Origin of the sequence: Enemella evansiae, from assembly GCF_004362375.1 — a bacterium.
Taxonomy (GTDB): Bacteria; Actinomycetota; Actinomycetes; order Propionibacteriales; family Propionibacteriaceae; genus Enemella; species Enemella evansiae.
In genome coordinates, this window is sequence record NZ_SNXA01000011.1 from 177,014 (window position 1) to 199,340 (window position 22,327).

At 70.7% G+C, this 22,327-nt stretch carries 19 protein-coding genes and 1 tRNA gene; 15 read left to right on the forward strand and 5 right to left on the reverse strand.

Annotated features, from left to right (window positions below; translation table 11 throughout):
* Position 1: 1 nt before the first annotated feature.
* Both C8D81_RS15430 and C8D81_RS15435 read right to left on the reverse strand, forming a co-directional pair.
* Positions 2-931 (reverse strand): class-II aminoacyl-tRNA synthetase family protein, encoded by a 930-nt coding sequence (locus tag C8D81_RS15430; RefSeq protein ID WP_094432186.1) that lies wholly within the window; start codon positions 929-931, stop codon positions 2-4.
* Positions 928-2,067 (reverse strand): acyl-CoA dehydrogenase family protein, encoded by a 1,140-nt coding sequence (locus C8D81_RS15435; protein WP_094432188.1) that lies wholly within the window; start codon positions 2,065-2,067, stop codon positions 928-930. The genes C8D81_RS15430 and C8D81_RS15435 overlap by 4 nt, the downstream gene beginning before the upstream one ends.
* 238 nt (positions 2,068-2,305) lie before the next feature.
* On the opposite strand from C8D81_RS15435, the gene C8D81_RS15440 reads away from it, so the two are divergent.
* From C8D81_RS15440 to C8D81_RS15480, 9 genes are all read left to right on the forward strand, one after another.
* A complete protein-coding gene (locus C8D81_RS15440; protein WP_208109328.1) occupies positions 2,306-2,545 on the forward strand; it encodes an acyl carrier protein in 240 nt (79 codons plus the stop codon).
* Entirely contained in the window at positions 2,545-3,516 is a 972-nt protein-coding gene (locus C8D81_RS15445; protein WP_094432190.1) for a DUF1839 family protein, read from the forward strand. The genes C8D81_RS15440 and C8D81_RS15445 overlap by 1 nt, the downstream gene beginning before the upstream one ends.
* Positions 3,513-5,888 (forward strand): glycoside hydrolase family 2 protein, encoded by a 2,376-nt coding sequence (locus C8D81_RS15450; RefSeq protein ID WP_133626377.1) that lies wholly within the window; start codon positions 3,513-3,515, stop codon positions 5,886-5,888. The genes C8D81_RS15445 and C8D81_RS15450 overlap by 4 nt, the downstream gene beginning before the upstream one ends.
* A complete protein-coding gene (locus C8D81_RS15455) occupies positions 5,881-6,297 on the forward strand; it encodes a holo-ACP synthase (protein WP_094432195.1) in 417 nt (138 codons plus the stop codon). Before C8D81_RS15450 ends, C8D81_RS15455 begins: the two co-directional genes overlap by 8 nt.
* 70 nt (positions 6,298-6,367) lie before the next feature.
* Positions 6,368-6,443, forward strand: a tRNA-His gene (locus tag C8D81_RS15460).
* Between the two features lie 174 nt (positions 6,444-6,617).
* Complete coding sequence (locus C8D81_RS15465; protein ID WP_094432198.1) at positions 6,618-7,583, forward strand: alpha/beta hydrolase; 966 nt, start codon at positions 6,618-6,620, stop codon at positions 7,581-7,583.
* 54 nt (positions 7,584-7,637) lie between these two features.
* Positions 7,638-7,970, forward strand: coding sequence for a hypothetical protein (locus C8D81_RS15470; RefSeq protein WP_094432201.1), 333 nt, complete (start codon positions 7,638-7,640; stop codon positions 7,968-7,970).
* A 124-nt stretch (positions 7,971-8,094) separates the two neighbouring features.
* A complete protein-coding gene (locus C8D81_RS15475; RefSeq protein WP_094432203.1) occupies positions 8,095-8,616 on the forward strand; it encodes a helix-turn-helix domain-containing protein in 522 nt (173 codons plus the stop codon).
* A gap of 80 nt (positions 8,617-8,696) precedes the next feature.
* Complete coding sequence (locus C8D81_RS15480) at positions 8,697-9,569, forward strand: SDR family NAD(P)-dependent oxidoreductase (RefSeq protein WP_094432205.1); 873 nt, start codon at positions 8,697-8,699, stop codon at positions 9,567-9,569.
* A 25-nt stretch (positions 9,570-9,594) separates the two neighbouring features.
* Here C8D81_RS15480 and C8D81_RS15485 read toward each other — a convergent pair whose 3' ends face one another.
* Positions 9,595-11,148 carry an MFS transporter gene (locus tag C8D81_RS15485; RefSeq protein WP_229119648.1) on the reverse strand — a complete coding sequence of 518 codons (1,554 nt, stop codon included), beginning with the start codon at positions 11,146-11,148 and terminating at the stop codon, positions 9,595-9,597.
* Position 11,149: 1 nt separating this feature from the next.
* Complete coding sequence (locus C8D81_RS15490) at positions 11,150-11,749, reverse strand: TetR/AcrR family transcriptional regulator (protein ID WP_094432207.1); 600 nt, start codon at positions 11,747-11,749, stop codon at positions 11,150-11,152.
* 322 nt (positions 11,750-12,071) lie between these two features.
* Here C8D81_RS15490 and C8D81_RS15495 point away from each other — a divergent pair, with 322 nt between their 5' ends.
* The 6 genes from C8D81_RS15495 to C8D81_RS15525 all read left to right on the forward strand — a co-directional run bounded on the left by C8D81_RS15495 (position 12,072) and on the right by C8D81_RS15525 (position 20,870).
* Positions 12,072-13,163, forward strand: coding sequence for a Mur ligase family protein (locus C8D81_RS15495; protein ID WP_229119663.1), 1,092 nt, complete (start codon positions 12,072-12,074; stop codon positions 13,161-13,163).
* Positions 13,160-13,888, forward strand: coding sequence for a type 1 glutamine amidotransferase (locus tag C8D81_RS15500; protein WP_094355824.1), 729 nt, complete (start codon positions 13,160-13,162; stop codon positions 13,886-13,888). The genes C8D81_RS15495 and C8D81_RS15500 overlap by 4 nt, the downstream gene beginning before the upstream one ends.
* A complete protein-coding gene (locus tag C8D81_RS21030; protein ID WP_094432211.1) occupies positions 13,885-14,505 on the forward strand; it encodes a 4'-phosphopantetheinyl transferase family protein in 621 nt (206 codons plus the stop codon). The genes C8D81_RS15500 and C8D81_RS21030 overlap by 4 nt, the downstream gene beginning before the upstream one ends.
* Before the next feature lie 363 nt (positions 14,506-14,868).
* Positions 14,869-18,762: a Pls/PosA family non-ribosomal peptide synthetase gene (locus C8D81_RS15515; protein ID WP_229119649.1), complete on the forward strand. Its 3,894-nt coding sequence runs from the start codon at positions 14,869-14,871 to the stop codon at positions 18,760-18,762.
* Complete coding sequence (locus tag C8D81_RS15520; protein WP_229237975.1) at positions 18,702-20,093, forward strand: M1 family metallopeptidase; 1,392 nt, start codon at positions 18,702-18,704, stop codon at positions 20,091-20,093. Before C8D81_RS15515 ends, C8D81_RS15520 begins: the two co-directional genes overlap by 61 nt.
* Positions 20,094-20,138: 45 nt before the next feature.
* Positions 20,139-20,870, forward strand: coding sequence for a Type 1 glutamine amidotransferase-like domain-containing protein (locus tag C8D81_RS15525; RefSeq protein ID WP_094432218.1), 732 nt, complete (start codon positions 20,139-20,141; stop codon positions 20,868-20,870).
* Positions 20,871-20,885: 15 nt separating this feature from the next.
* Here C8D81_RS15525 and C8D81_RS15530 read toward each other — a convergent pair whose 3' ends face one another.
* Positions 20,886-22,322, reverse strand: a complete 1,437-nt coding sequence (locus tag C8D81_RS15530; RefSeq protein ID WP_094355819.1) for an amino acid permease — start codon at positions 22,320-22,322, stop codon at positions 20,886-20,888.
* Positions 22,323-22,327 lie beyond the last annotated feature (5 nt).

Consider the following 22,327-nt stretch of genomic DNA (forward strand, 5'->3'; position numbering starts at 1 on the left):
ATCACTCCCCGGCCCGCGCGCCGGCCTGCTGCAGCGCGCCGGTGGGCGTACCGGATCGGCGCAGCACCGCGAGCGCGATCCGTTCCAGGCCGAACCCCACGCAGGCGCTGCTGGCCGGGCTGCCGTCGGCGAGCCGCAGCCCGAAGGTGTCCCCGAAGTGGGTCTGGTGGTTGTTGGCCGAGGCGATCGCGGTGCCCTGGTCGAGGTCGCCGTAGAGCCGCACCACGAACTCGGTCTTGAGCTGCTCGGCGCGCTGGTTGGTGGCCAGCACCCTGCCCGCCCGGCCGAAGAAGGGGTCGTTGGCGGCGACCGCGTCGACCTCGAGCCCGAGGCCGGTGAGCACCTCGAGCATCGCCTCCTGCCACTGGCGCAGATGCTCGGCGGTCTGCTCGGGGCTGCCGACCCGGACGATCTCGTGCATCCGGAAGGTCTGCAGCCGGGCCGGGTCGACCGAGGGCTCGTGCCGGAAGCACCACCCGGTCAGCTCGGCGGTCACCCCGGCGGCCGGCAGTTCGGTGGGCAGGGTGCCGTAGAGCGGGTGGCAGACGGCGGGCACCAGCATCAGGTCGGTCGGGGTGAGGTGACCGTCCCAGTGCTGGCTGTGCTCCCGCTCGGCCAGCAGCGCCCGATGCTCGCGATCCCCACCGGTGAAGGAATTGACGGCACCGGTGAGATTCGGGAAGGAGGCGATGTAGTCGGTGCGCTCGTACGCCGCGCGCGGATAGAGCGGCGGGAAGGTTGGCCGCAGCGCATCCGCCGGGAGCAACCGGTCCAGTGCGTCGGCGATGGCGGACTGCACCTGCTGGACCACCTGCTCGAATCGCTCGCCGAGGCCGTGGACGCCCTCGCTCCCGGTCGGCAGCAGCAGGCCGGCCCGCACCAGCTCATCGCGGAAGGACGCCTGGGCCGAGGCCAGCGCATTCTCGCTCAACGGGTTCCCCTCGTCATCAGTGCGAGATCGGCGTTGTTCTGCCGGATCCGTTCGTTGGAGATCATCAGCTGCGGGCCGAAGGAGTCGCGCAGCAGGCGGTCCATGCTCGCGGCATGGTTGCGCCGGTAGCCGTTGATCCCGACGATCGCCAGGGCCGCCATGACGATGTCGGCGACGTGCACCGCCGCCTCCATCTTGATGTTGTTCATCGCCAGGCTGAACGAGGCGGTCGGTTCGGAGCGGGTCCGCAGCAGCTGCTCGAACTGGCCGAGCCCTTGCTCCAGGATCGCCTCGAAGCGCTGCTGGCGCTGCAGCAGATCGGCGAAGCGGAGCGCGGCCGGTGAGGGCTTGTCCGGGTCGTACGCCGACCGGGCCTTCGCCCGGGCCTTCCCGACGGCAGCGTCGGCGATCCCCAGCCAGACCGCCGACCACAGGGTGTGCGACCCGGGCAGCATGGTGGAGGCGGAGATGGTGGCGTAGTCCACCGGGAACACGTTGCCCGCGGCGGTGTCGATCGCCAGCAGGTAACCGGGGCTGGCGGTGCCCCGCAGCCCGATCGTGTCCCAGGTGCTGGTCCGGGTCATCTCGATGTCGCCGACCGGTGCGGCCACCAGGACCTGGTCACCGGCCGGGCTCTGCGGGCCACGCCGGGTGGTGGTGAAGATGTAATCGGCGATCTCGGCGTAGGAGACCACCGGGGCGTTCTTGGTGACCTGCACCCGATCGCCGTCGGCCTCGACCGCACACACCGACGAGCTGACGTCGCCACCGGTGCCGATCTCGGTGGTGGCGGAGGCGATCAGCGCCTCGGTGTCGGCGGCCCGGCGCCCGATCTCGGCGACCGCGTCCAGTTCGGCGTAGCGGACCAGCCCGAGCGCCTGGCTGTGGTGCATCGCGAAGATCATTCCGGTGGCACTGCAACTCGCCCCCAGCAGACGCGCGATCCGCGCGAGTTCGGTGACCCCGATCCCCTCACCGCCCAGCTCGGCGGGCAGGCAGCAGGAGAGGAGCCGTTCCTCCTTCAGCGCGGCCACCGCCTCGTGCGGCGGTCGGGCCGCGGCGTCCACCTCTGCGGCGTACTCCGCGGCGATCTTGGTGACGCGCTGAATGCGCGCGTCATCAACCAGTGTTGACATGATGATTCTCCCCGAGTCGATCAGGTGGCCGTCCCAAGCTCACCCACAGACCTCGACAGGCTACCCCACCGACCGCATTTCAGCAGACGCGGAAGTGCCCCAATTTTCTGGGGGGAACTCGTCGGAACTTTCCGGGCATGCCACCCGTGGTTACGGGGTAGATTGACCAACGGAATTCACACCGGGGAATGGTGGATTCATGCCCACACGGGGATCGGGCACGTTTTTTGGGGGGATCATGGAAACGACAATTCGAGAAGTACTAGCCGCGCACGGCCGGTTGGCGGCCGACGCGTCCAGCATCGGCACGGCGGCGGATCTCTATCAGGCGGGGTTGACCTCGCACGCCTCGGTCAACGTCATGTTGGCCCTCGAGGACGAGTTCGACGTCGAGTTCCGCGATGAGGACCTGACCAAGTCCACCTTCTCCAGCATCGACTCCATCTCGACGGTGCTGGGGAGCCTGGTCCGCGTCTGATGCCGGCCGCAGCGACCCTGACGGTCGCCGCGGATCCCGCCGATCATCGGCCCAGTCGGCTGCACGAGCCGGACCGGATCTGGACCGAGACCAACTGCTACACCGATCTGTGGATCGAGGTGCTGCACGCGCTCGGTCACGACCCGGTGCCGGCACTGGTGCCGAGTTGGTCGGCGGGTTTCGACGGCGATCAGTGGACCTTCCTCAAGCCCTCCGCCGAGGAGCTCCGCACCCTCTATGGCCTGGAAGTGGCGGAGCTGACCGTCTGGCGGAGTGTGCTCGAGCATGTGCAGATCGCGCTCGATTCCGGCGAGCTGCTCACCATCGAGGTGGACAGTTGGTGGCTGCCCGATACCGCGGCGACCGACTATCGCACCGCCCATGTGAAGACCACCATCGTCCCGGTCGATGTGGACGCCGAGCGGCGGGAGCTCTCCTACCTGCACAACGCGGGGCTGCACCGACTGGACGGGGAGGACTTCGAGGGGATCTTCGGCCCGGACGCATTCGCCCTGCCGCCCTACATGGAGTTCATCCGGCGCCGCGATCCGGTACCGGAGGCGGCGGATCGGCAGCGGGCGCTCGCGGAGCTGGCTGCCCGGCAACTCGCGGTCGCGCAACCCGATGCGGTGGCCGCACTGGGTGCGGGGATCCGCCGCGAGCTGCCCCGGCTGGCCGACCGTGGGATGGACCACTTCCACCGCTGGTCCTTCGTCACCCTGCGCCAGTGCGGCGCGGGGGCCGAGTTGGCGGCGGACGTGGCCGACACCCTGATCGCGAGTGGTCAGCTGGCCCCGGTGCCGGCACCGGAGCTGCTGCGCGAGCTGGCGCAGCAGGCGAAGAGCCTGCAGTTCTCGGTGGCGAGGGCGGCTCGTGGCCGCTCGGTCTCCATCGATGAACCGCTGCTGGCGATGGACCGGCTCTGGCGGACCGCGCTGGCCCAGTTGCGCGACGCCTGGGCCCTCGGGTGACCGCGGTCGGGGCAGGTGGTGAGGGGGCATCGGGTTGGCAGGCGGTGGTCACCGACGAACCGGTGGCCACCCCGGCCGAGGTCGACTGGTCATCGGCCACCGAGGTCGGCTGCCCCGGTTCGCTGCTGCCGCCGGAGGGTGATGCGACCGAGCAGGCGGAGTACTGGTGGCGCACCCGGACCTCGGCCGATTCGCTGACGATCGAGCAGATCTCCTTCCCTGCCGAGGTTTTCGTCGACGGCCGGTCGGTCGCCCGGTCGGTGTCGGATTTCCTCCCGCTGCAGGTGGAGCTCCCCGGAGCCGACTGTGAGGTGGCGATCGTCTGCCGCTCGCTGGCTGGATGGCTCGGCACCCGCCGGCCGCGGGGGCGGTGGCGGTCGGCACTGACCGGTACGCAGGGTCTGCGGTGGGCCCGGGTCAGCCTGGTCGGGCGGGTAGCAGCCTATCCCGCACCGGCACCGGCCGTGGGAGCCCGGGGGATGCGGTTCGGGACACCCGCGGCGCTGGGTGACGTGCGCGTCGGCACGCGGCTCCGTGGTTCGGTCGGGGTGGTGACCGTGCAGGCGACCACACTCCGGCCGGGCGAGCACACCATCACGGTCTCCGGACCCGACGGGACCTGGCAGCAGACGGTGACCGCGGGTGAGCGGCTGGAGGGTTGCATCGAGATCGATCGGCCGCATCTGTGGTGGCCGGCGGGATATGGCGAACCTGCCTGTTACACGCTGACGATCACCCGGGGCGAGGAGGAGCTGGTGCGCCGCAGCATCGGCTTCCGGAGCATCGAGGTCGACCGCTCGGCGGGCGGGTTCTCCCTTTCGGTGAACGGAATCCCGGTGTTCTGCCGCGGTGCGGTGCTCACCGGCCCGGCCCCGGGCGGTGCCGCGGTGATCGACACGCTGGCCGATGCCGGGGCCACCATGGTCCGTTTCGCCGGGGGCACCGTGCCCGCCTCCGCGGAGCTGATGCAGCGATGCGCCGAACGCGGCGTACTGGTCTGGCACGACTGCATGCTGGCGACCTTCGACCTGCCCACCGAACTCGACGCGGTGGTCGTCGAGGAGTTGCGGCACCTGCTCGGCGCGTACGCCGGAAATCCCGCCCTGGCAGTGATCTGCGGCGGCAGTGAGACCGAACAGCAACCCGAGTTGATGGGGTTGCCGCGGGAACGCCGGCAGCAACCGTTGCTCACCGACCGGCTACCGGCCGCACTCGACGAATGGTGCGCACCGGTGGGCGCCCAGTTCTGCCATGTCGCCGCCAGCCCCACCGGCGGGTCGAGCGGATCGGCGCTGCGTCCCGATGACGGGGTGGCGCACTGGTTCGGGGTCGGTGGCTATCGCCAACCGTTGACCGCGGTCGATGCGGCCGGCGTCCGTTTCGCCACCGAATGCCTGGCCTTCGCCAACCCGCCCGAGGAGATCAGCGCCGGGTTGGCGGCGGTCCGCGATCGGGACGAGCCTTGGCTGGCAGGGATTCCGGCCGATCGGGGGGCGGACTGGGACTTCGAGCAGGTGCGCGATCACTACCTGGCCGAGGTCTTCGGCACCGACCCGCAGGTCGAACGGCGCCGCGATCCGGCGCGCTATCTGGACTTGGGCCGGGCGGCGACCGTGGTGGCGATGGAACAGTGTTTCCGCCACTGGCGGCGGGTCGACGATCCGTGTGCCGGGGCCCTGGTGCTCTCGGCGTTCGACCTGCGCGACGGATCCGGTTGGGGGGTGCTGGATCATCGCGGCCGGCCCAAGGCGGTGCTCTCCGCCCTGCGGCGGTGCTGGGCGCCGGTGACGATCCTGGCCGGCGATGCCGGCCTGGCCGGGATCCGGGTGGATGCCTACAACGACACCCCGGCCGAATTGACCGCGGTGATCGAACTGCGGGCGAGCGACGCCTTCGGCAATGTCACCGTCAGCGGCACCCTGCCGGTCCGGTTGCCGGCGCACGGTGCGGTGCGTGTCCATGACGACGAGATCAGCGGCCACTTCAGCGATCTGGGCTACGCCTATCGCTTCGGGTCCCCGGTCGCCGACGCGGTCGAGGTGCGGTTGCTCGACGACACCGGCCGCTGCCTGGCCCGGGATGCGCTGGTGATCGCACCGGCCGCCGCGCCGCAACCGGTCGACACCGTGCAGGCGGTGCTGGATCCCGAGGCGGAGACGTTGACCATCACCAGTGCGCGGGCGCTGCGGGCGGTCGCGGTGCGGCTGCCGGGTCACGAGGTCGCCGACGACTGGTTCGAGCTGCCCGGTGGTCTCGCATATCGGGTGCCGGTCCGCCGGGTCGGGTCGACTGACAGGGAGGGTTGGGTGCGCTCGGTGGATCTGGCCGGGCCGGTCCCGATCACCCTCGGTCCCGGAGGTGTCGATGAGTGAGCCAGCGGTGCCCGCGGGTGCGACCCGGGTCGGGATCGATGTGGTCGAGATCGCCGAGGTCACCGAGGCGCTGGCCGCGCACCCGGAGGCGTACCAGCGTCGGATCTACACCGAACGCGAACGCGCCGACAGCCACGGTGACCCGCGCCGGCTGGCCGCCCGGTTCGCCGCCAAGGAAGCCCTGGTGAAGGCGCTCGGCGAGCCCGGTGGCGCCACTCCCCCACGCGATGTCGAGGTGGTGCTGACCGACGGGGTGCCCGGGCTGGCGGTGCACGGCATCCTGGCGATGCGGCTGCACCGGGCCGGGCTGGTGGTGGTCGCGGTCAGCCTCACCCATACCGACTGTCACGCGGCCGCGGTGGTGATGCTCGGGCCCGCGCCCGCGGCGGGTCGGCTCGCGGCCGGGTGAGCCGAAACGAGTTCGCACTCATCCGCATTTGCGGGTAGCATTCTCTACCTCGCCCGGAGACGGGCACATGGTGGGTATAGCTCAGCTGGTAGAGCACCTGGTTGTGGTCCAGGGGGCCGCGGGTTCAAGTCCCGTTACTCACCCCAAGGGATACGAAGCCCCGGCAATGGCTGCCGGGGCTTCGCCGTTCCCGCTGGAGCGACCCGCGCGGACGGCGGGTGGAGCACCCGGAATCCGCCACATTCGGCGGTTGTCGCGGCCGCACGCACCGGGTGAGCATTGCTGCACGGCAACGACGCCCGCAACGATCGGAGATCCCCATGACCACGACGATTCCCCGCCCGCCGTTCGATCCGGAACTGGAGGCGGTGCTCGCGGTGCTCGCCGAACAGCTGCCCGTGCTCACCAGCGTCGAGCAGATCCCCCACCTGCGGACCACCGTCGCCGTCGACGAGAACGAGCAGTTCATCACCGACTCCGGGCTGGCTCGGCGCGATCTGACGATCCCGGGCTACCAGGGTGACGAGATCATGGTCACCGTGCTCTCCCGGCCCGACCATCAGGGCCAGGGGCCGGGGATCTATCACACCCATGGCGGCGGGATGATCGCCGGCAACCGGTTCGTCAGCGCCCCGCAACTGGCCCAGTGGATCTCCGCCCACGATGCCGTGGCGGTCAGCGTCGAATACCGGCTGGCTCCGGAGTTCCCCGATCCCTATCCGGTCGAGGACTGCTATGCCGGGCTGGTCTGGACCGCCGAGCACGCCGCCGAACTGGGCATCGATCCGGACCGGATCATGATCGCCGGGGCGAGCGCCGGCGGTGGTCTGGCCGCCGGGACGGCACTGCTGGCCCGGGACCGGCAGGGACCGAAGCTGATCGGCCAGGCGCTGCTCTGCCCGATGCTGGACGATCGCAATGAATCCCTGTCCACACAGCAGATCGACGGCATCGGCGTCTGGGACCGGAACGCCAACCTGGTCGGCTGGACCGCGCTGCTCGGTGAGCGCCGCGGCACCGACGACGTGTCGATCTATGCCGCCCCGGCCCGGGCCACCGAGCTGTCGAATCTGCCCCCGGCGTTCATCGACGTCGGCTCCGCCGAGGTCTTCCGCGACGAGGACGTGGCCTACGCCAGCGCGCTGTGGGCGGCCGGCAGCCAGGCCGAACTGCACGTCTGGCCCGGTGGCTTCCACGGCTTCGACATGCTCGCTCCCCACGTCGGCGTCTCGCAGGCGGCCATCGAAGCCCGCAACGCCTGGGTGGCCCGGTTGTTGGCCGGCTGAACCCGAGCACCGGGACTGCGGGACTAGACTGCCGGCGTACGCGACGGAGCGCAGATGAGAGATTTCGTTGGCAGGCTGACAGCCCTCGATCCCGGGGCGAGCGAGACCCTCAAGGTGATCACCTACTTCGACGCGCTGGTCGCCAGCGGCGTGGGGCTCGAGGGGTTGCTGCGCGGGGCCGCCGTGCTCGCGGGAGTCCCCGCCGGGGCGGAGCGTCGCGGACGCACCGTGCGCTTCGATCCCAACGGCCGACGGGCCGGCGATGACGGCACCCGGACCAGGCGTCCGGTACGCCCGGTGGGCGGCGGCAGCGTCTGGCTGGAACGCCCGGATTCCCTGCGCGCCAACGACGAGATGATCGTCGAACGGTTGGCCCTGGCCGTCTGAACTGCTCGAGGCCCGGCGGACACCCACCGGGGTCATCGAGCAGATCCTGGACACCGAACTGCCGCCGGCCGAACGGGCCAGCAGGCTGGCCGGCGCCGGGATCGAGCCGGGCACCCGGATCCGGTTGATCGCCACCGACGCGGGCACCCGGCAGCCCGGCCGGCTCACCGGTGAGGTGCCCAGCCGTTACGGGATGCGGCATGCCAGCCTGCAGCTCACCGACCGGCTCCCGGATGCCGGACCGGCCGGTATCGGGATCTGGGTCCGCGCGGATCATGCCCCGCAGTCGTGGGATGCGGCGGTGATCGCGCACCGACTGACGACCCCGGTCACCCCGGTGCTCGATGCGACCGACCTGGGCGCGATGCTGATCCTGGCGCGGGCGTACGCGCCGGAGGACCCGCATCCCGACGTCCAGACCCTGGACGCTCTGGATGACCGAACCGCGGAAATCCTGCGGACATTGGTGGAATCGGACAGCATCCGAGCGGCGGCGGCACAGCTTGCGATGCACCACTCGACCCTGCAGGCCAGGCACGACAGCCTGACCCGGGAGCTCGGTTACGACCCGCGCAGCACCAGCGGCCGGATGCGCTACATCGCGGCGGAGATGTTGTCCCGGTTGGGCACCGACGCCACACCCTGAACGACTCAGCCGCACCCTTCTTCAACCCTGCAACAGATCCATTCAGTCACGCCGTCACCAGACGGAGATCGGAGCACGCCATGAACTGGCCCGCAGAGCACACCGCATTCGTCACCGGAGCCGCCTCCGGCATCGGCCTGGGCATCAGCCGGGCCCTGGTCGAGGCAGGTGCCCGAGTGGCGCTGGCCGACATCGACGGGGACCGGCTCGCCGGCGTCGCCGCCGACCTCACCGAGGCCGGGGGCACCGTCACCACCGTCGAACTCGATGTCAGCGACCCCGACCGGTGGCGGAGCGCCGCGGCCGACGCCGAGCGAACCCTCGGCCCGGTCTCGATCCTGGTCAACAACGCCGGTGTCAGCGGCAGCGGACCCATCGACCAGACACCGCTGGAGCTGTGGCGTTGGGTGCAGCGGATCAACCTCGACGCCCAGTTCATCGGCGTGTCCACCTTCCTGCCCCGGTTCAAGGAGCGGGGCGGCCGGGCGTACATCCTGAACACCGCGTCGATGGCCGGCCTGGTACCGATGGCGAATGTCGGCGCCTACACCGCCTCGAAGTTCGGCAGCGTCGGCTTCTCGATGGTGCTGCGCGAGGAGCTGCGCAGCAGCGAGATCGGTGTCTCGGTGCTCTGCCCGGGTACCGTGGCCACCCGCTTGACGGCCACCGACCAGGAACTGCAGGCCAAGCTGCTCGGCCGCGAGGCCGACGCCGCGACCGCCGAGAACAATGCCGCGATGCTCGCCCACGGCGCGGATCCGGACCGGGTCGGGGAACAGGTCGTCGCGGCGATGCAGCGCGATCAGTTCCTGATCATCACCCACGGCGACTGGGCGCCGATGGTCCGTCGGGTGCAGCAGGAGATCGAGCAGACCTTCACCGACTTCGACGATCCGAACGGCCCGGACCCGGTGCCGCAGGCCCTGCTGAGCGGGAAGTTCTCGATCAGCTGAGCCACGGCCCGCGGGGCCGGTCCGCTCAGTGCGCGGTGTGGGTCACCTGCGTACCCCGCGGGGTCAGGAAGAACACCAGCACCGCCACCGCGATCATCAGCGAACCACCGGCGATCCCGGTCGCCTGCAGCGAATGGTTGAACGCCGTGGCCGCTCCCCGGGCCAGCTCAGGCAGGCCGAGTTCACCGGCCTTCGCGATCGCCCCACCGAGGGATTCCTCTGCCTGGGCGGCGATTGCGGGATCCAGGCCGGCGGCCGCGCCACTGCCGGAGAAGTAGGACCGGTAGACCAGCGCGGAGATCGAACCGAGGACCGCGACCCCGAGGGTGCCGCCCAACTCATAGGACGTCTCCTCCAGGGCCCCGGCATTGCCGGCGCGCTCCTCGGGTGAACCGGACATGATCATCGCCGAGCCGATGGCCAGCGCACCGGCACCCATCCCGACCAGGGTGAGCGCGACCAGCGCGACCGGCAGGGTCAGCTCGACCGCCCGGATCCCCATGAAGACCAGTCCCCCGCCGGCCAGGGCCAGCCCGCCGGCGAGCACCGCCCGGGCACCGATCAGTCGGGCCAGCGGCGGTGCGAGCAGGGAGGCGACGGCGCTCGCCAGCGCCGCGGGAATCAGGCGTACCCCCGCCTGCAACGGGGTCGCACCGTCGACCAGCTGCAGCCACTGGGCGAGCAGCAGGAAGCTGGCCATCATCGCGAACATGGTGCCGAAGGCGGCGATGATCCCCGCCGAGAACGGCCGGCTGCGGAACAGCCGCAGATCCAGCAGCGGGTACGGGCTGCGCAGGCACCGGACGGCGAACCAGCTGAGTGCGGCCGCCGCGACGAGCAGTGCCGCCCAGGCCTCCGGTACGCCGAAGGAGGCGTTCTTGCCGAACTGCTTGATCGCCCAGACCAGGGCGATCATGCCGACCAGCGAGAGCCCGGCCGCCACCGCGTCCCAGGGACCGGGCCTGGCGACGCGGGATTCGGGCAGGATGAAGATGCCGGCGACCACGCCGACCACCATCAGCGGCACGTTGACCAGGAATGCCGAATGCCAGGAGAAGTGCTGCAGCAGGAATCCGCCGATCAGCGGACCGACGGCGCCGCCGATCCCGGAGACGCCCGCCCAGATGCTGAGCGCGGTGGCCCGCTCCCGGGGATCGGTGAACATCACCCGGATCAGCGACAGGGTGGTCGGCATGATCATCGCACCGCCGATGCCGAGGAAGGCGCGGATCGCGATCACCTGCCCGGCGGTGTTCGCCCAGAGCACCAGCACCGAGGCGAGGCCGAAGATCGAATAGCCGAGCAGCAGCATCCGCTTGCGGCCCCAGCGGTCGCCGATGGCCGCCCAGGAGACCAGCAGACCGGCCAGCACGAGCGAATAGACATCGACCATCCAGAGCTGCTGGGTGGAGCTCGGCTGCAGCTGGGCGGCCATCTCCGGCAGCGCCAGGTTGAGGATGGTCATGTCCATCATCACCACCAGCAGGCTGGCACTGAGCACCGCCACGGCGGCCCAGCGCCGCCCGCGGGACAGCTGCGAGGCCGGGCTCGGCGCGGTGAGATCGGTGGGGGCGGACACGTCAGTTCTCCTTGCGGGTTTCGTTGTCGTCGTCGGCGACCGGCATGCTCATCAGGGCGCGGATCACCTGTGCCAGTTCGGTTTCGGAGATCGGGGTCGCGTTGACCGCGGCGTGCATGGTGACGCCGTCGAAGTAGTTGTCGATCGCCACCGCCCGGGTGCGGCCGACGACCGGGGTGAGCAGGGCGACCACCCGGTCGCTCCAGCTGACCGCCAGTTCGCGCAATCGGTCATCGGTGGCGCCGGCGGCGATCAGGGCGACGTTCGCATGCACCCAGCTCCGCTCGTTCAGGAACTCCGCGCCCAGTCTCGCCCATCGCTCGGGCATCGCGGACAGCGGTTCGAGGGTGGCCTGGAGTTCATCGATCGACTCGTCGATCCCGTCCGCCAGCGATCGCAGCGCGGCCGCGCGCAGCTCGTCGATCGACGGGAAGTAGCGGGTCGTCGACCCCAGCGACACCCCGGAGCGGGTGGCGACCGCACGGTGGGTGAGGTTGCCGCTCCCCTGCTCGAGGATCAGTTCGGTGGCGGCCGCCACGATCGCCCGGCGGCGCCCCTCGGGGTCGCGGCGGCCGAGGTTCGCGGTCTGCTGCTGGGCCATGCTCGATCCTTCCGGTACATATGTCTCGTACATTTGTACCGCATGACTCGATCCGACACAAACCGGAGTTCGGCCGCATTCCGTCCGGTAGGGAACAATGGGCCCCATGGCCGTTTCCGACCTGACCCGTCCCGCCGATCCGGCACCTCGTCGCACCCCGGTCCAGCAGGCCCGCCTGTTCGCCGGCATCCTCGCCGGGGAGGCCGCCGCCCTGGCGTCCCGGCTGGCCGGCCGCGGCTCCGGCGCCTCGATCCGCGGGCAGATCCTGACCCGGGTCGACCCGCTGGCGCTGGCCAAGCTCCTGCCCGGCCGGCGGATCGCAATGGTCTCGGGAACCAACGGCAAGACCACCACGACGCATCTGCTGGCGGCGGCGGTACGCCAGGGGCTCGGCCCGCGCGCCGATCGGCTGGTCACCAATGCCGACGGCGCCAACCTGCACTACGGCATCGCCTCCGCGCTGAGCCGCGCCCCGCGCGCCGACCTGGCGGTGCTGGAGACCGATGAGCGGGTGGTCGCCGACGTGATCCGGCTCGGCCACCCCGAGGTGCTGGTGCTGCTCAACTTCAGCCGCGACCAGCTCGACCGGCACCACGAGATCAAGTCACTCGGCACCGCCTGGCTGCGTTCCCTGGAGGCCGCCGGCGCCGACGGCCCGGTGGTGGTCGCCAATGCCACCGAGCCGCTGATCGTCTGGGCGGCCCGCGGCGCCAAGGAGGTCGTCTGGGTGGACACCCAGAACGTCTGGCACGCCGACTCGGTGCTCTGCCCGGTCTGCGGCAGCACGATCGTCACCGAGACCGACCAGAGCGGGGCCGAGCGGTGGCGGTGCACCGGGTGCGAACTGGCGCAGCCGGTGGCGAGCTGGCGGGTCGTCGACGGCCGGATCGTCGACCCCGACGGGGTCAGCCACGATCCCCGACTGCAGGTGCCGGGTGCCTTCAACGTCTCGAACGCCGCCTGCGCACTCGCCGCGGCCGCCGTCATGGGCGTACCGGTCGAGACCGCGCTCGCCGGCATGCGGCAGGTCACCTCCCCCGCCGGCCGGTTCGCGACCACCACCATCTCCGGTACCACCGCCCGACTGCTGCTGGCGAAGAACCCGGCCGGCTGGGCCGAGGCGCTGCCGATCATGGCCACCGACACCGTGGTGCTGGCGATCGACTCGGTGGCCGCCGACGGCAAGGACGTCTCCTGGCTGTGGGACGTCGACTTCGAGCAGCTCGCGGGGAAGACCGTGATCGCCTCCGGACCCCGGGCCTACGACCTCGCCATCCGGTTGAAGTACGCCGAGGTCGAGCACCGCGTCGAACCCGACCTGGGCAAGGCACTGGCCGGGCATCCCGCACCGGTCGATGTGATCGCGACCTATACCCCGTTCCAGAAGCTGCGCAAGATGGGAGGCCTGGCATGACCGAGGGCCCGCTGGAGATCGTCAACGTCTATCAGTCTCTGCTCGGCATCTATGGCGACCAGGGCAATGCGAAGGTGCTGCTGAAGCGCGCCCAGTGGCGCGGTATCGACGCGAAGCTGACCTCGGTCGAGCCCGGTGACCCGCTGCCGGAGACCGGTGACATCTTCCTGCTCGGCGGTGGTGAGGACGGTGCCCAGACCTCCGCGGTCCGGGCCCTGCAGGCCGACGGTGGGCTGCACCGCGCGGTGGATCGCGGCTCGGTGGTCTTCGCGGTCTGCGCCGGTTACCAGATCATGGGCCACAGCTTCGGGGTCGGCGCCGACGACGAGCCGCGCCAGGGCCTCGGGCTGCTCGATGTGACCACCACCCGCGGCGCCAAGCGGGCGGTCGGCGAGGTGCTGCACCGCTGGACCGCACCGGGTGCACCGACCGGTGACGACGCCTGGCTGACCGGTTTCGAGAACCATGGTGGCTACACCCGGCTGGGCCCGGACGCGACCCCGCTGGCCCGCCGCGAGATCGGCATCGGCAACGCCGACGACGGCACCGAGGGCGCGGTCCAGGGCACCGTGATCGGCACCTACCCGCACGGCCCGATCCTGCCGCGCAATCCGGCACTGGCCGACTGGCTGCTGGAACTCGCGGTCGGCCACGAACTCGATCCGCTCACCTCCGCCGAGCATCAGGAGCTGCGCCGGCACCGGCTGGCCGCCGTCCGCGGGTGATCGTCGAGGTCTGGGCGGCGCATCCCGACCCGGGTCTGGCGCGGTTGCTCTCCGCGGCGGAACTGGCGCGGGCGGAGCGGTTCCGGCAGGCCGCGGATCGGGCCCGCAGCATCACCGGCGCAGCACTGCTGCGGGCGTACGCCCGGTCGCTCGGCACGGCTGAGGTCCGGCGGCACTGCCCCGGGTGCGACGGGCAGGATCATGGGCGCCCCGAGATCGACGGCGCCCAGGTGTCGCTGAGCCATTCCGGGGATTGGGTGCTGCTGGCCGCGGCCGGGGTACCGGTCGGGGTCGATGTCGAGGCCGCGCCGGTGGACGCGGCCGTGGCATCGCAGCTGCTCGCCCCCGGTGAGGACACCCCCGACCTGGCCCGCAGCTGGGTCCGCAAGGAGGCGGTCGCCAAGCTCACCGGGACAGGACTGCTGCGGCCGCTGACCGGGATCCGGATCGATACCGGTGCCCGCGGCTGGACCGCCGAACTCGACGGACAGGCGTACGCCGGATGCGATCTGGACCTGCCGGTACCGGCCGCCGTCGCCGCGGCCGCCGCCGGGGTCGAGATCCGGTTGCACTCCCCCGCGCAGACCCGCGCCGAACTGTTCCCCAACGCTGGCTGAGCGAGCGAGGAAGGTGAGGCCCCTTCCCCACGCTCCTCGAGTAGGTCGCGCAGCGACCGTGTCGAGACGCGCGGTACGCCAGCGAGACGAAACCGGGCCGCGGCTCACTCCGACTCCGCGGCACAACTTCCACTTCGCGGCTTGCCTGCGGTCCGCGGAGTGAGAGTTGAACCGCAGAGTGGGGAACAACCGGCCATGAGCGGACGGCGGGGCGCCGGTTTGATTCGCCGATCCAGGACCGTTCATCTCGACACGGCCGCCATTGCTCCGCTTCGCTCCGCATGGCGGCCTACTCGATGAACGTGGAGCGCTTGTTCGACAAGCAGGGACCCGATCCCCCGCGGAATGCGAGAGGATGAGGCCGTGGTCGCAGATCCATTGCTCCGCGCCGACCGCGCGCCCGAACCTCGTACGTTGATCGACATCATCACCCGTACCGCCGACACCCATCCCGACGAGCCCGCCCTCGACAACGGCGCCGAGGTGCTCACCTACTCCGAATTCCTCGAGGCCGCCCGGACCGTGGCCGACGTGCTGCACGCCAACGGTGTCGGGTCCGGTGACCGGGTCGGCATCCGGCTGCCGTCGGGCACCACCGATCTCTACGTCGCGATCCTCGGCGCCATGCTCGCCGGGGCGGCATACGTGCCCGTCGACTTCGACGACCCCGACGAACGCGCCCAGTTGGTCTTCGGCGAGGCCGAGGTGACCGCGATCATCGGCCGCGACCTGACCGTCTCCCCCACCGGAGACTCCCCCGAGCCGGTCACCGGGCCGATCGAGATCGGCATCGAGCTGGATGCCTGGGTGATCTTCACCTCCGGGTCCACCGGCAAGCCCAAAGGCGTCGCGGTCCCGCATCGCTGCGCGGCGGCGTTCGTCGACGCCGAGCGCCGGCTCTTCCTGCAGGACAGGCCGATCGGCCCCGGGGACCGGGTGATGGCCGGGCTCTCGGTCGCCTTCGACGCGTCGTGCGAGGAGATGTGGCTGGCCTGGGCCTACGGTGCCTGCCTGGTCACCGCACCCCGCTCCCTGGTGAAGTCCGGGGTCGATCTGGGGCCGTGGCTGACCAAGAACCGGATCACCATCGTCTCCACCGTGCCCACCCTGGTGCAGATGTGGCCCACCGAAGCTCTGGACCGGGTCCGGCTGCTGATCCTCGGTGGTGAGGCCTGTCCGCCGGAGATCGGTGCCCGGTTGGCGACCGCCGATCGCGAGGTCTGGAACACCTACGGCCCCACCGAGGCGACCGTGGTGGCCTGTGCGGCCCGGCTCACCGGTGAACCGCCGGTCCGGATCGGGTTGCCATTGGACGGTTGGGATCTCGCCGTCGTCGACGGGGAGGGCAATCCGGTTCCCGACGGCGGCGACGGGGAGCTGATCATCGGCGGCGTCGGGTTGGCGCACTATCTGGACCCGGTGAAGGACCGGGAGAAGTACGCCCCGATGGCCAGCCTGGGTTGGGATCGCGCCTATCGCTCCGGTGACCTGGTACGCCGGGATCCGCGGGGTCTGCTGTTCCTGGGCCGCGCCGACGACCAGATCAAACTGAACGGTCGACGGATCGAACTCGGCGAGATCGACTCCGCCCTGTTGACCCTGCCCGGTGTCGAGGGTGCCGCCGCGGCGATCCGGAAGAGCGACACCGGCAACTCACTGCTGGTCGGCTATGTCACGGTCACCGACGGCTTCGACCTGAAGGCCTCCACCGCGGCCCTGCGAGAGGCGATGCCGGCCGCGATGGTGCCCCGACTCGCGGTCGTGGATTCCCTGCCCACCAGGACTTCCGGCAAGATCGATCGCGATGCACTGCCGTGGCCGCTGCCCAGCACCGGCTCCGGCCAGGGGGTCTTCACCGAGACCGAGGCGTGGATCGCCGAACTCTGGCAGTCGATCCTCGGCACCGGCCCGGACAGTGTCAGCGACGACTTCTTCGATCTCGGTGGTGGCTCGCTGACCGCCGCCCAGCTCGTCTCCCGGTTGCGCACCCGGCACCCGGAGGTGACCGTCGCCGACGTCTATGCCACCCCCACCCTCGGTGCCCTGGCGGCCCAGCTCGCCGACAGCGACACCGGGCCCGGGATCCGCAACGAGGACGTCACCCCGATCGGCCGCCGCACCCAGCTCGTGCAGGTGGCGGCGACCATCGCGGTCCGCGCCGTCGCGGGCCTCCGCCTGCTGATCTGGCTCGGCATCGCCGCCCTGGTCGTCGGCCTGGTCACCGGTGGATCCGTTGCCTGGTTGCCGAATCCGCCGTGGTGGGTGCTGCTGATCGGCTGGCTGCTGCTGATCAGCCCCTGGGGCCGGATGGGGCTGGCGGCCCTGGCCGCGCGCGCTCTCACCGCGGGCATCGGACCGGGATCCTATCCGCGCGGTGGGCGTACCCATCTGCGGATCTGGGCCGCCGAACTGGTCGCCGACGAACTCGGCGCCACCAACCTGGCCAATGCCGGCTGGATCCGCACCTACGCCCGCTGGCTGGGTTGCCGGATCGGCGCCCAGGTCGACCTGCACAGCCTGCCCCCGGTCACCGGGCATCTGCGTCTCGGACGCGGCGCCGCGGTGGAGTCCGAGGTCGATCTGCGCGGGCACTGGATCGACGGAAACACCGTGCACGTGGGAAAGATGCGGGTCGGACCGGGCGCCCGGATCGGGGCCCGCAGCACCCTGTTGCCCGGTGCGGATGTCGGACCGGGGGCCGAGGTGGCGCCCGGTTCGGCGATCTTCGGCGTGGTACCCGCCGACGAGGCCTGGTCCGGTGCGCCGGCCACCCGCAGCGGCGCCGCCCGCGGTCCCTGGTCGGAGCGACCGAAGCAGAACAACCTCTGGGCACCGGCCTACAACATCGCCTCGGTCGCCATCGCCCTGCTGCCCGGAATCGCCATCCTGGCAGGGATCGCGGTGGCCGCCCCCGGCCTGGTCCGCGCCGGGAGCATCGGTGCCGCGGCCGGCTGGGCGTACGCCTGGCTGATCCCGGCCAGCATCGTCGGCTATCTGGTGCTGATGCTGCTGATCCTCGGCGTGGTACGCCTGCTCAGCCTCCGCTTGCACCCCGGCCCGCACCCGGTGCTCGGCCGGCAGGCCTGGCAGGCCTGGGGAATCATCCGGTTGCTCGACGAGGCCCGCGGCTGGCTGTTCGGGTTGTACGCCTCCACCTGGACCCCGACCTGGCTGCGCGCCCTCGGCGCCCGGATCGGCAAGGATGTCGAGGCCTCCACCACCTTGATGATCCCCTCGCTGGTGCAGGTCGGCGACGGTTCCTTCCTGGCCGATGACACCCTGATCGGCGGTTACGAGCTCGGCGGTGGTTGGCTGCGGGTGGAGCGGGTGAAGATCGGAAAGCGTGCCTTCGTGGGAAATTCCGGGATGGCGGCTCCGGGCCGGAAGGTGCCCAAGCAGGGGTTGGTCGCGGTGCTGTCGGCGGCTCCCCGGCGGACCAAGGCCAAGAAGGGTTCCTCCTGGCTGGGCAGCCCGCCGCAGAAGCTGCGCCGCGAGACCGGTGCCGCCGACGAATCGCGGACCTATGCCCCGCCGGCCCGGTTGAAGCGGCTGCGGGCGCTGGTGGAACTGTGTCGGATCGTGCCGGCCTGGGTGAACATCGCGCTGCACCTGGCGGTGGTGTTCGCCCTGGCGGCGGCCTGGCAGGTCTCGCCGTGGCTGGCGGTGCTGCTGGGTGCGCCGGTGCTGGTGCTGGCGGGGTTGCTGGCCGGCACGGTGACGGTGTCCGCGAAGTGGCTGCTGGTCGGCCGGATCCGCCCGAGCGAATATCCGTTGTGGAGCTCGATGGTCTGGCGCAACGAGTTGGCCGACACCTTCACCGAGGTGCTGGCGCTGCCGTGGCTGATCCGCGGCACCTCCGGCACCCCGGTGCTGACCGCCTTCCTGCGGGCGATGGGGGCGCGGATCGGGCGTGGCGTGTGGTGCGAGACCTATTGGCTGCCCGAACCGGACCTGATCCGGATCGGTGCCGGCGCGACCATCGACCCCGGATGTGTGGTGCAGACCCATCTGTTCCACGATCGGGTGCTGAGCATGGACACCGTCACCCTCGGCGCCGGTGCGACCCTCGGCCCGAACAGCGTCATCCTGCCGGCCGCCGAGATCGGCGCCCACGCCACGGTCGGACCGGCCTCGCTGGTGATGCGCGGGGAGTCGATCCCGGAGCAGACCCGCTGGATCGGCAACCCTGTGGGACCATGGCTGACCGCACAGCCCGGCGTACCGAAGGACCGATCGAGGAAGGAACCATCCCGCTGATGCCGTCCGCACAGCAGCAAGCCGCACCCACCGCGGACCCCTACCTGCCCGATCACGGGGACCCGAGCTACGGGGTCGACCACTACGACCTGGCGTTGACCTACAAACCGGCCTCGAACCACCTCTCCGGGCGGGCCCGGATCACCCTGCGCCCGCTGACCGAGATCCGCCAGCTGACCCTGGACCTGCATGCGCTCAAGGTCACCAAGCTGGCGCTGCGCGGGGCGAGGGTGGAGCGTTGGCGGCAGAGCGCATCGCGGCTGGTGGTACGCCTCGGCGCCCCGGTCGCCGCGGGGACGGTGCCGGAGCTGGACGTGCAGTACCGCGGCGAGCCGCGGACCATGCCCGGCCCCGATGGCCGGGCCGGTTGGGAGGAGCTCGCCGACGGGGTGATCGTCGCCTCCCAACCGCACGGTTCGCCGACCTGGTTCCCCTGCAACGACCGCGCCGATGACAAGGCGCGCTACGACATCGCGATCAGCGCCCCGACCGACTATCACGTGCTCGCCAACGGCACCCTGGTCGGCACCCGACGCGGGGCCGGTCTGGTCAGCTGGCACTACCGGATGAGCGAACCGATGGCGCCCTATCTGGCCACGGTCGCGATCGGGCGCTATGCGGCGTACCCGCTGCCGACCGCTCCCGGTGCCAGCGTGCCGGCGACCCTGGTCTGCCCGCCGCTGCTGCGGCCGCAGGCGGCCGAGGCGTTCGCCGACCAGAGTGCGATGATCGCCTTCTTCGAAAGGCTTTTCGGGCCCTACCCGTTCACCGCCGATTATGCGGTGGTGGTCACCCCCGACGCCCTGGAGATCCCGCTGGAGTCGCAGGGATTGTCCACCTTCGGGTCGAATCTGGCGACCCGGGACTGGCAGTCCCAGCGGCTGATCGCCCACGAGCTGAGCCATCAGTGGTTCGGCAATGCGGTCACCGCCCGCAGTCTGGCCGAGATCTGGCTGCACGAGGGGTTCGCCTGCTACTCGGAATGGCTTTGGTCGCAGGAGTCCGGCGGGCCGAGCGCCGACGAGTGGGCGCGCCGGTACCGGCGCTCGCTGGCCCGGCAACCGCAGGACCTGCTGCTCGGCGCCCCGGGCGCGGACCGGATGTTCGACGACCGCGTCTACAAGCGCGGTGCGCTCACCCTGCACGCGCTGCGTCGGCTGATCGGGGACGGGGCGTTCTTCACCCTGCTGCGCGACTGGTTGCAGCGGTACCGCTACGGGGTCGCCGGCACCGCGGAGTTCATCGCCCTGGCTGAGCAGGTCAGCGGCCGTTCCCTCGCGGGGTTCTTCCATGCCTGGTTGGATTCCGCACCGCTGCCCGCCCTCGACTGACCGTCTCCTCGACCCGTCTCGATCAGGCTCGAATAGGCTCGGCCCATGACAGCCGAGACCCCGACCATCCTGGCGACCTCCGGAGGCGTACGCCCCGGTGAGCACACCGCGCTGGAGTTCTCCCCGCTCACCGAACTGGCCGTGGAGCTCGCCGACGTCACCGGCCGGGCGCCGCGGATCTGCTTCCTGGCAACGGCTCTGGGCGATTCGGAGTCGGTGCTGCTGCGGCTCCACGCAGCAGCGCAGGCCGCCGGGTACCAGCCCTCGCACCTGCAGCTCTTCCCGATGCCGAATGTCGCCTCCCCCGCCGAGCAGCTGCTGGCCGCCGACGTGATCTGGGTGATGGGCGGCAGCGTCGCCGGGCTGCTGGCGATGTGGGAACTGCACGGACTCGCGGCTCCGCTGCGGCAGGCCTGGGAATCCGGGGTCGTGCTCACCGGGGTGTCGGCCGGCTCCATCTGCTGGCATGTCGGCGGTACCACCGATTCCTTCGGCCCCGAGCTGCGCCCGGTCGACAACGGGTTGGCCTTCCTGCCGTTCGCCAACGGTGTGCACTACGACAGCGAGGAACGGCGCCGGCCGCTGTTCCAGCGGTTGATCGCCGAGGGCACCCTGCCGGCCGGATACGCGACCGACGACGGCGCCGGGCTGCTCTACCGCGGCACCGGGGGTGCAGCCCCCGAAGCGGTCAGCGAGAAGGACGGGGCGTACGGCTATTTCGTCGAGCGTGGCACCGATGGGGCCGTCGAGACGACCCTGGACACCCGCCGGCTCTGAGGCGTACCCCTCGACTCACCGTGGCTGGTCGGCACCGGTCTCGCGGCGGGCCAGCTTGGAATGCCGCCGGCTGTAGGCGAAGTAGACGATCAGGCCGAGCACGAACCAGCCCAGGAACCGCAGCCAGGTCACCGGTTCCAGGAACGAGACCAGCCAGAGGCTGAAGATCACACCGAGCGCCGGCACGAAGGGCATCAGCGGGGTCTTGAACGGGCGGGGGATGTCCGGGCGGCGGTAGCGCAGCACGATCACCGCGATGCAGACCACCACGAACGCGAGCAGGATGCCGATATTGGTCAGCTCCGCCGCCTCGCTGATCGGCAGCACCCCGGCGATGATCGCCGAGGCGATACCGGCGATCCAGGTCACCCGAGTGGGCACATTGCGCTTCGGGTCGGTCTTGGCGAACCAGCTCGGCAGCAGACCGTCGCGGGCCATCGAGAACCAGACCCGGGTGACACCGAGCATGAAGGTGAGCATCACGGTGATGATGCCGACGATGGCGCCGACCGCGATGATCGAGCCGAGGGAGGCCATTCCGGTGGCCGCGAAGGCCGAGGAGATGCCGGCCTTCGGGTCGATCTCCTTGTAGTTGACCATGCCGGTCAGCACCAGGCAGACGCCGACGTAGAGGACCATCGCGATCGCCAGTGACAGCAGGATCGCCTTGGGCATGTGCCGTTGGGCATCCTTGGATTCCTCGGCGGCGGTGCTGAGCGCGTCGTAGCCGAAGACGGCGAAGAAGACGGTGGCGGCACCGGTCATCGCGCCCCCGAAACCGAGCGGTGCGAACGGGGTGTAGTTGGCCGAGACCACCTGGGAGGCGCCGACGACGATCACCAGCACCACGATGGCGACCTTGATGCCGACGACGACCAGTTCGAACCGGGCAGCGTTGCGAATGCCGCGGGTGAGCACGAAGGCGACCAGCAGACAGAGGATCATCGCGAACAGGTCGACCCGGTGCCCCTCACCGGTACCGGGGGCGCCCATCATCCAGGCCGGCAGCTCGACCCCGAACTGGGTGAGCAGGAACTCGAAGTAGCCGGAGATGCCGATGCCGACCACGGCGACGATCGCGATGTATTCCAGCAGCAGGTCCCAGCCGATGCACCAGCCCACCACCTCACCGAGCACCGCATAGCCGTAGGTGTAGGCCGACCCGGCCCGCGGGATCATCCCGGCGAACTCGGCGTAGGAGAAGGCCGCCGCCGCGCTGGCGATACCGGCGATCAGGAAGGAGAAGACCACTGCCGGGCCGACGCCCTTGCCGCCCTCGGCGCCGCTGGCGACGCTCCCGGCCAGGGAGAAGATGCCGGCGCCGATGATGCCGCCCACGCCGATCGCGGTGAGCTGCCACAGGCCGAGGCTGCGGGTGAGCTGGGTGCCGGAGTCACCCGAGTCGTCATCGATCCGGTCGATCGGCAGCCGCCGAAAAATGGGGAGGGTCATGACAA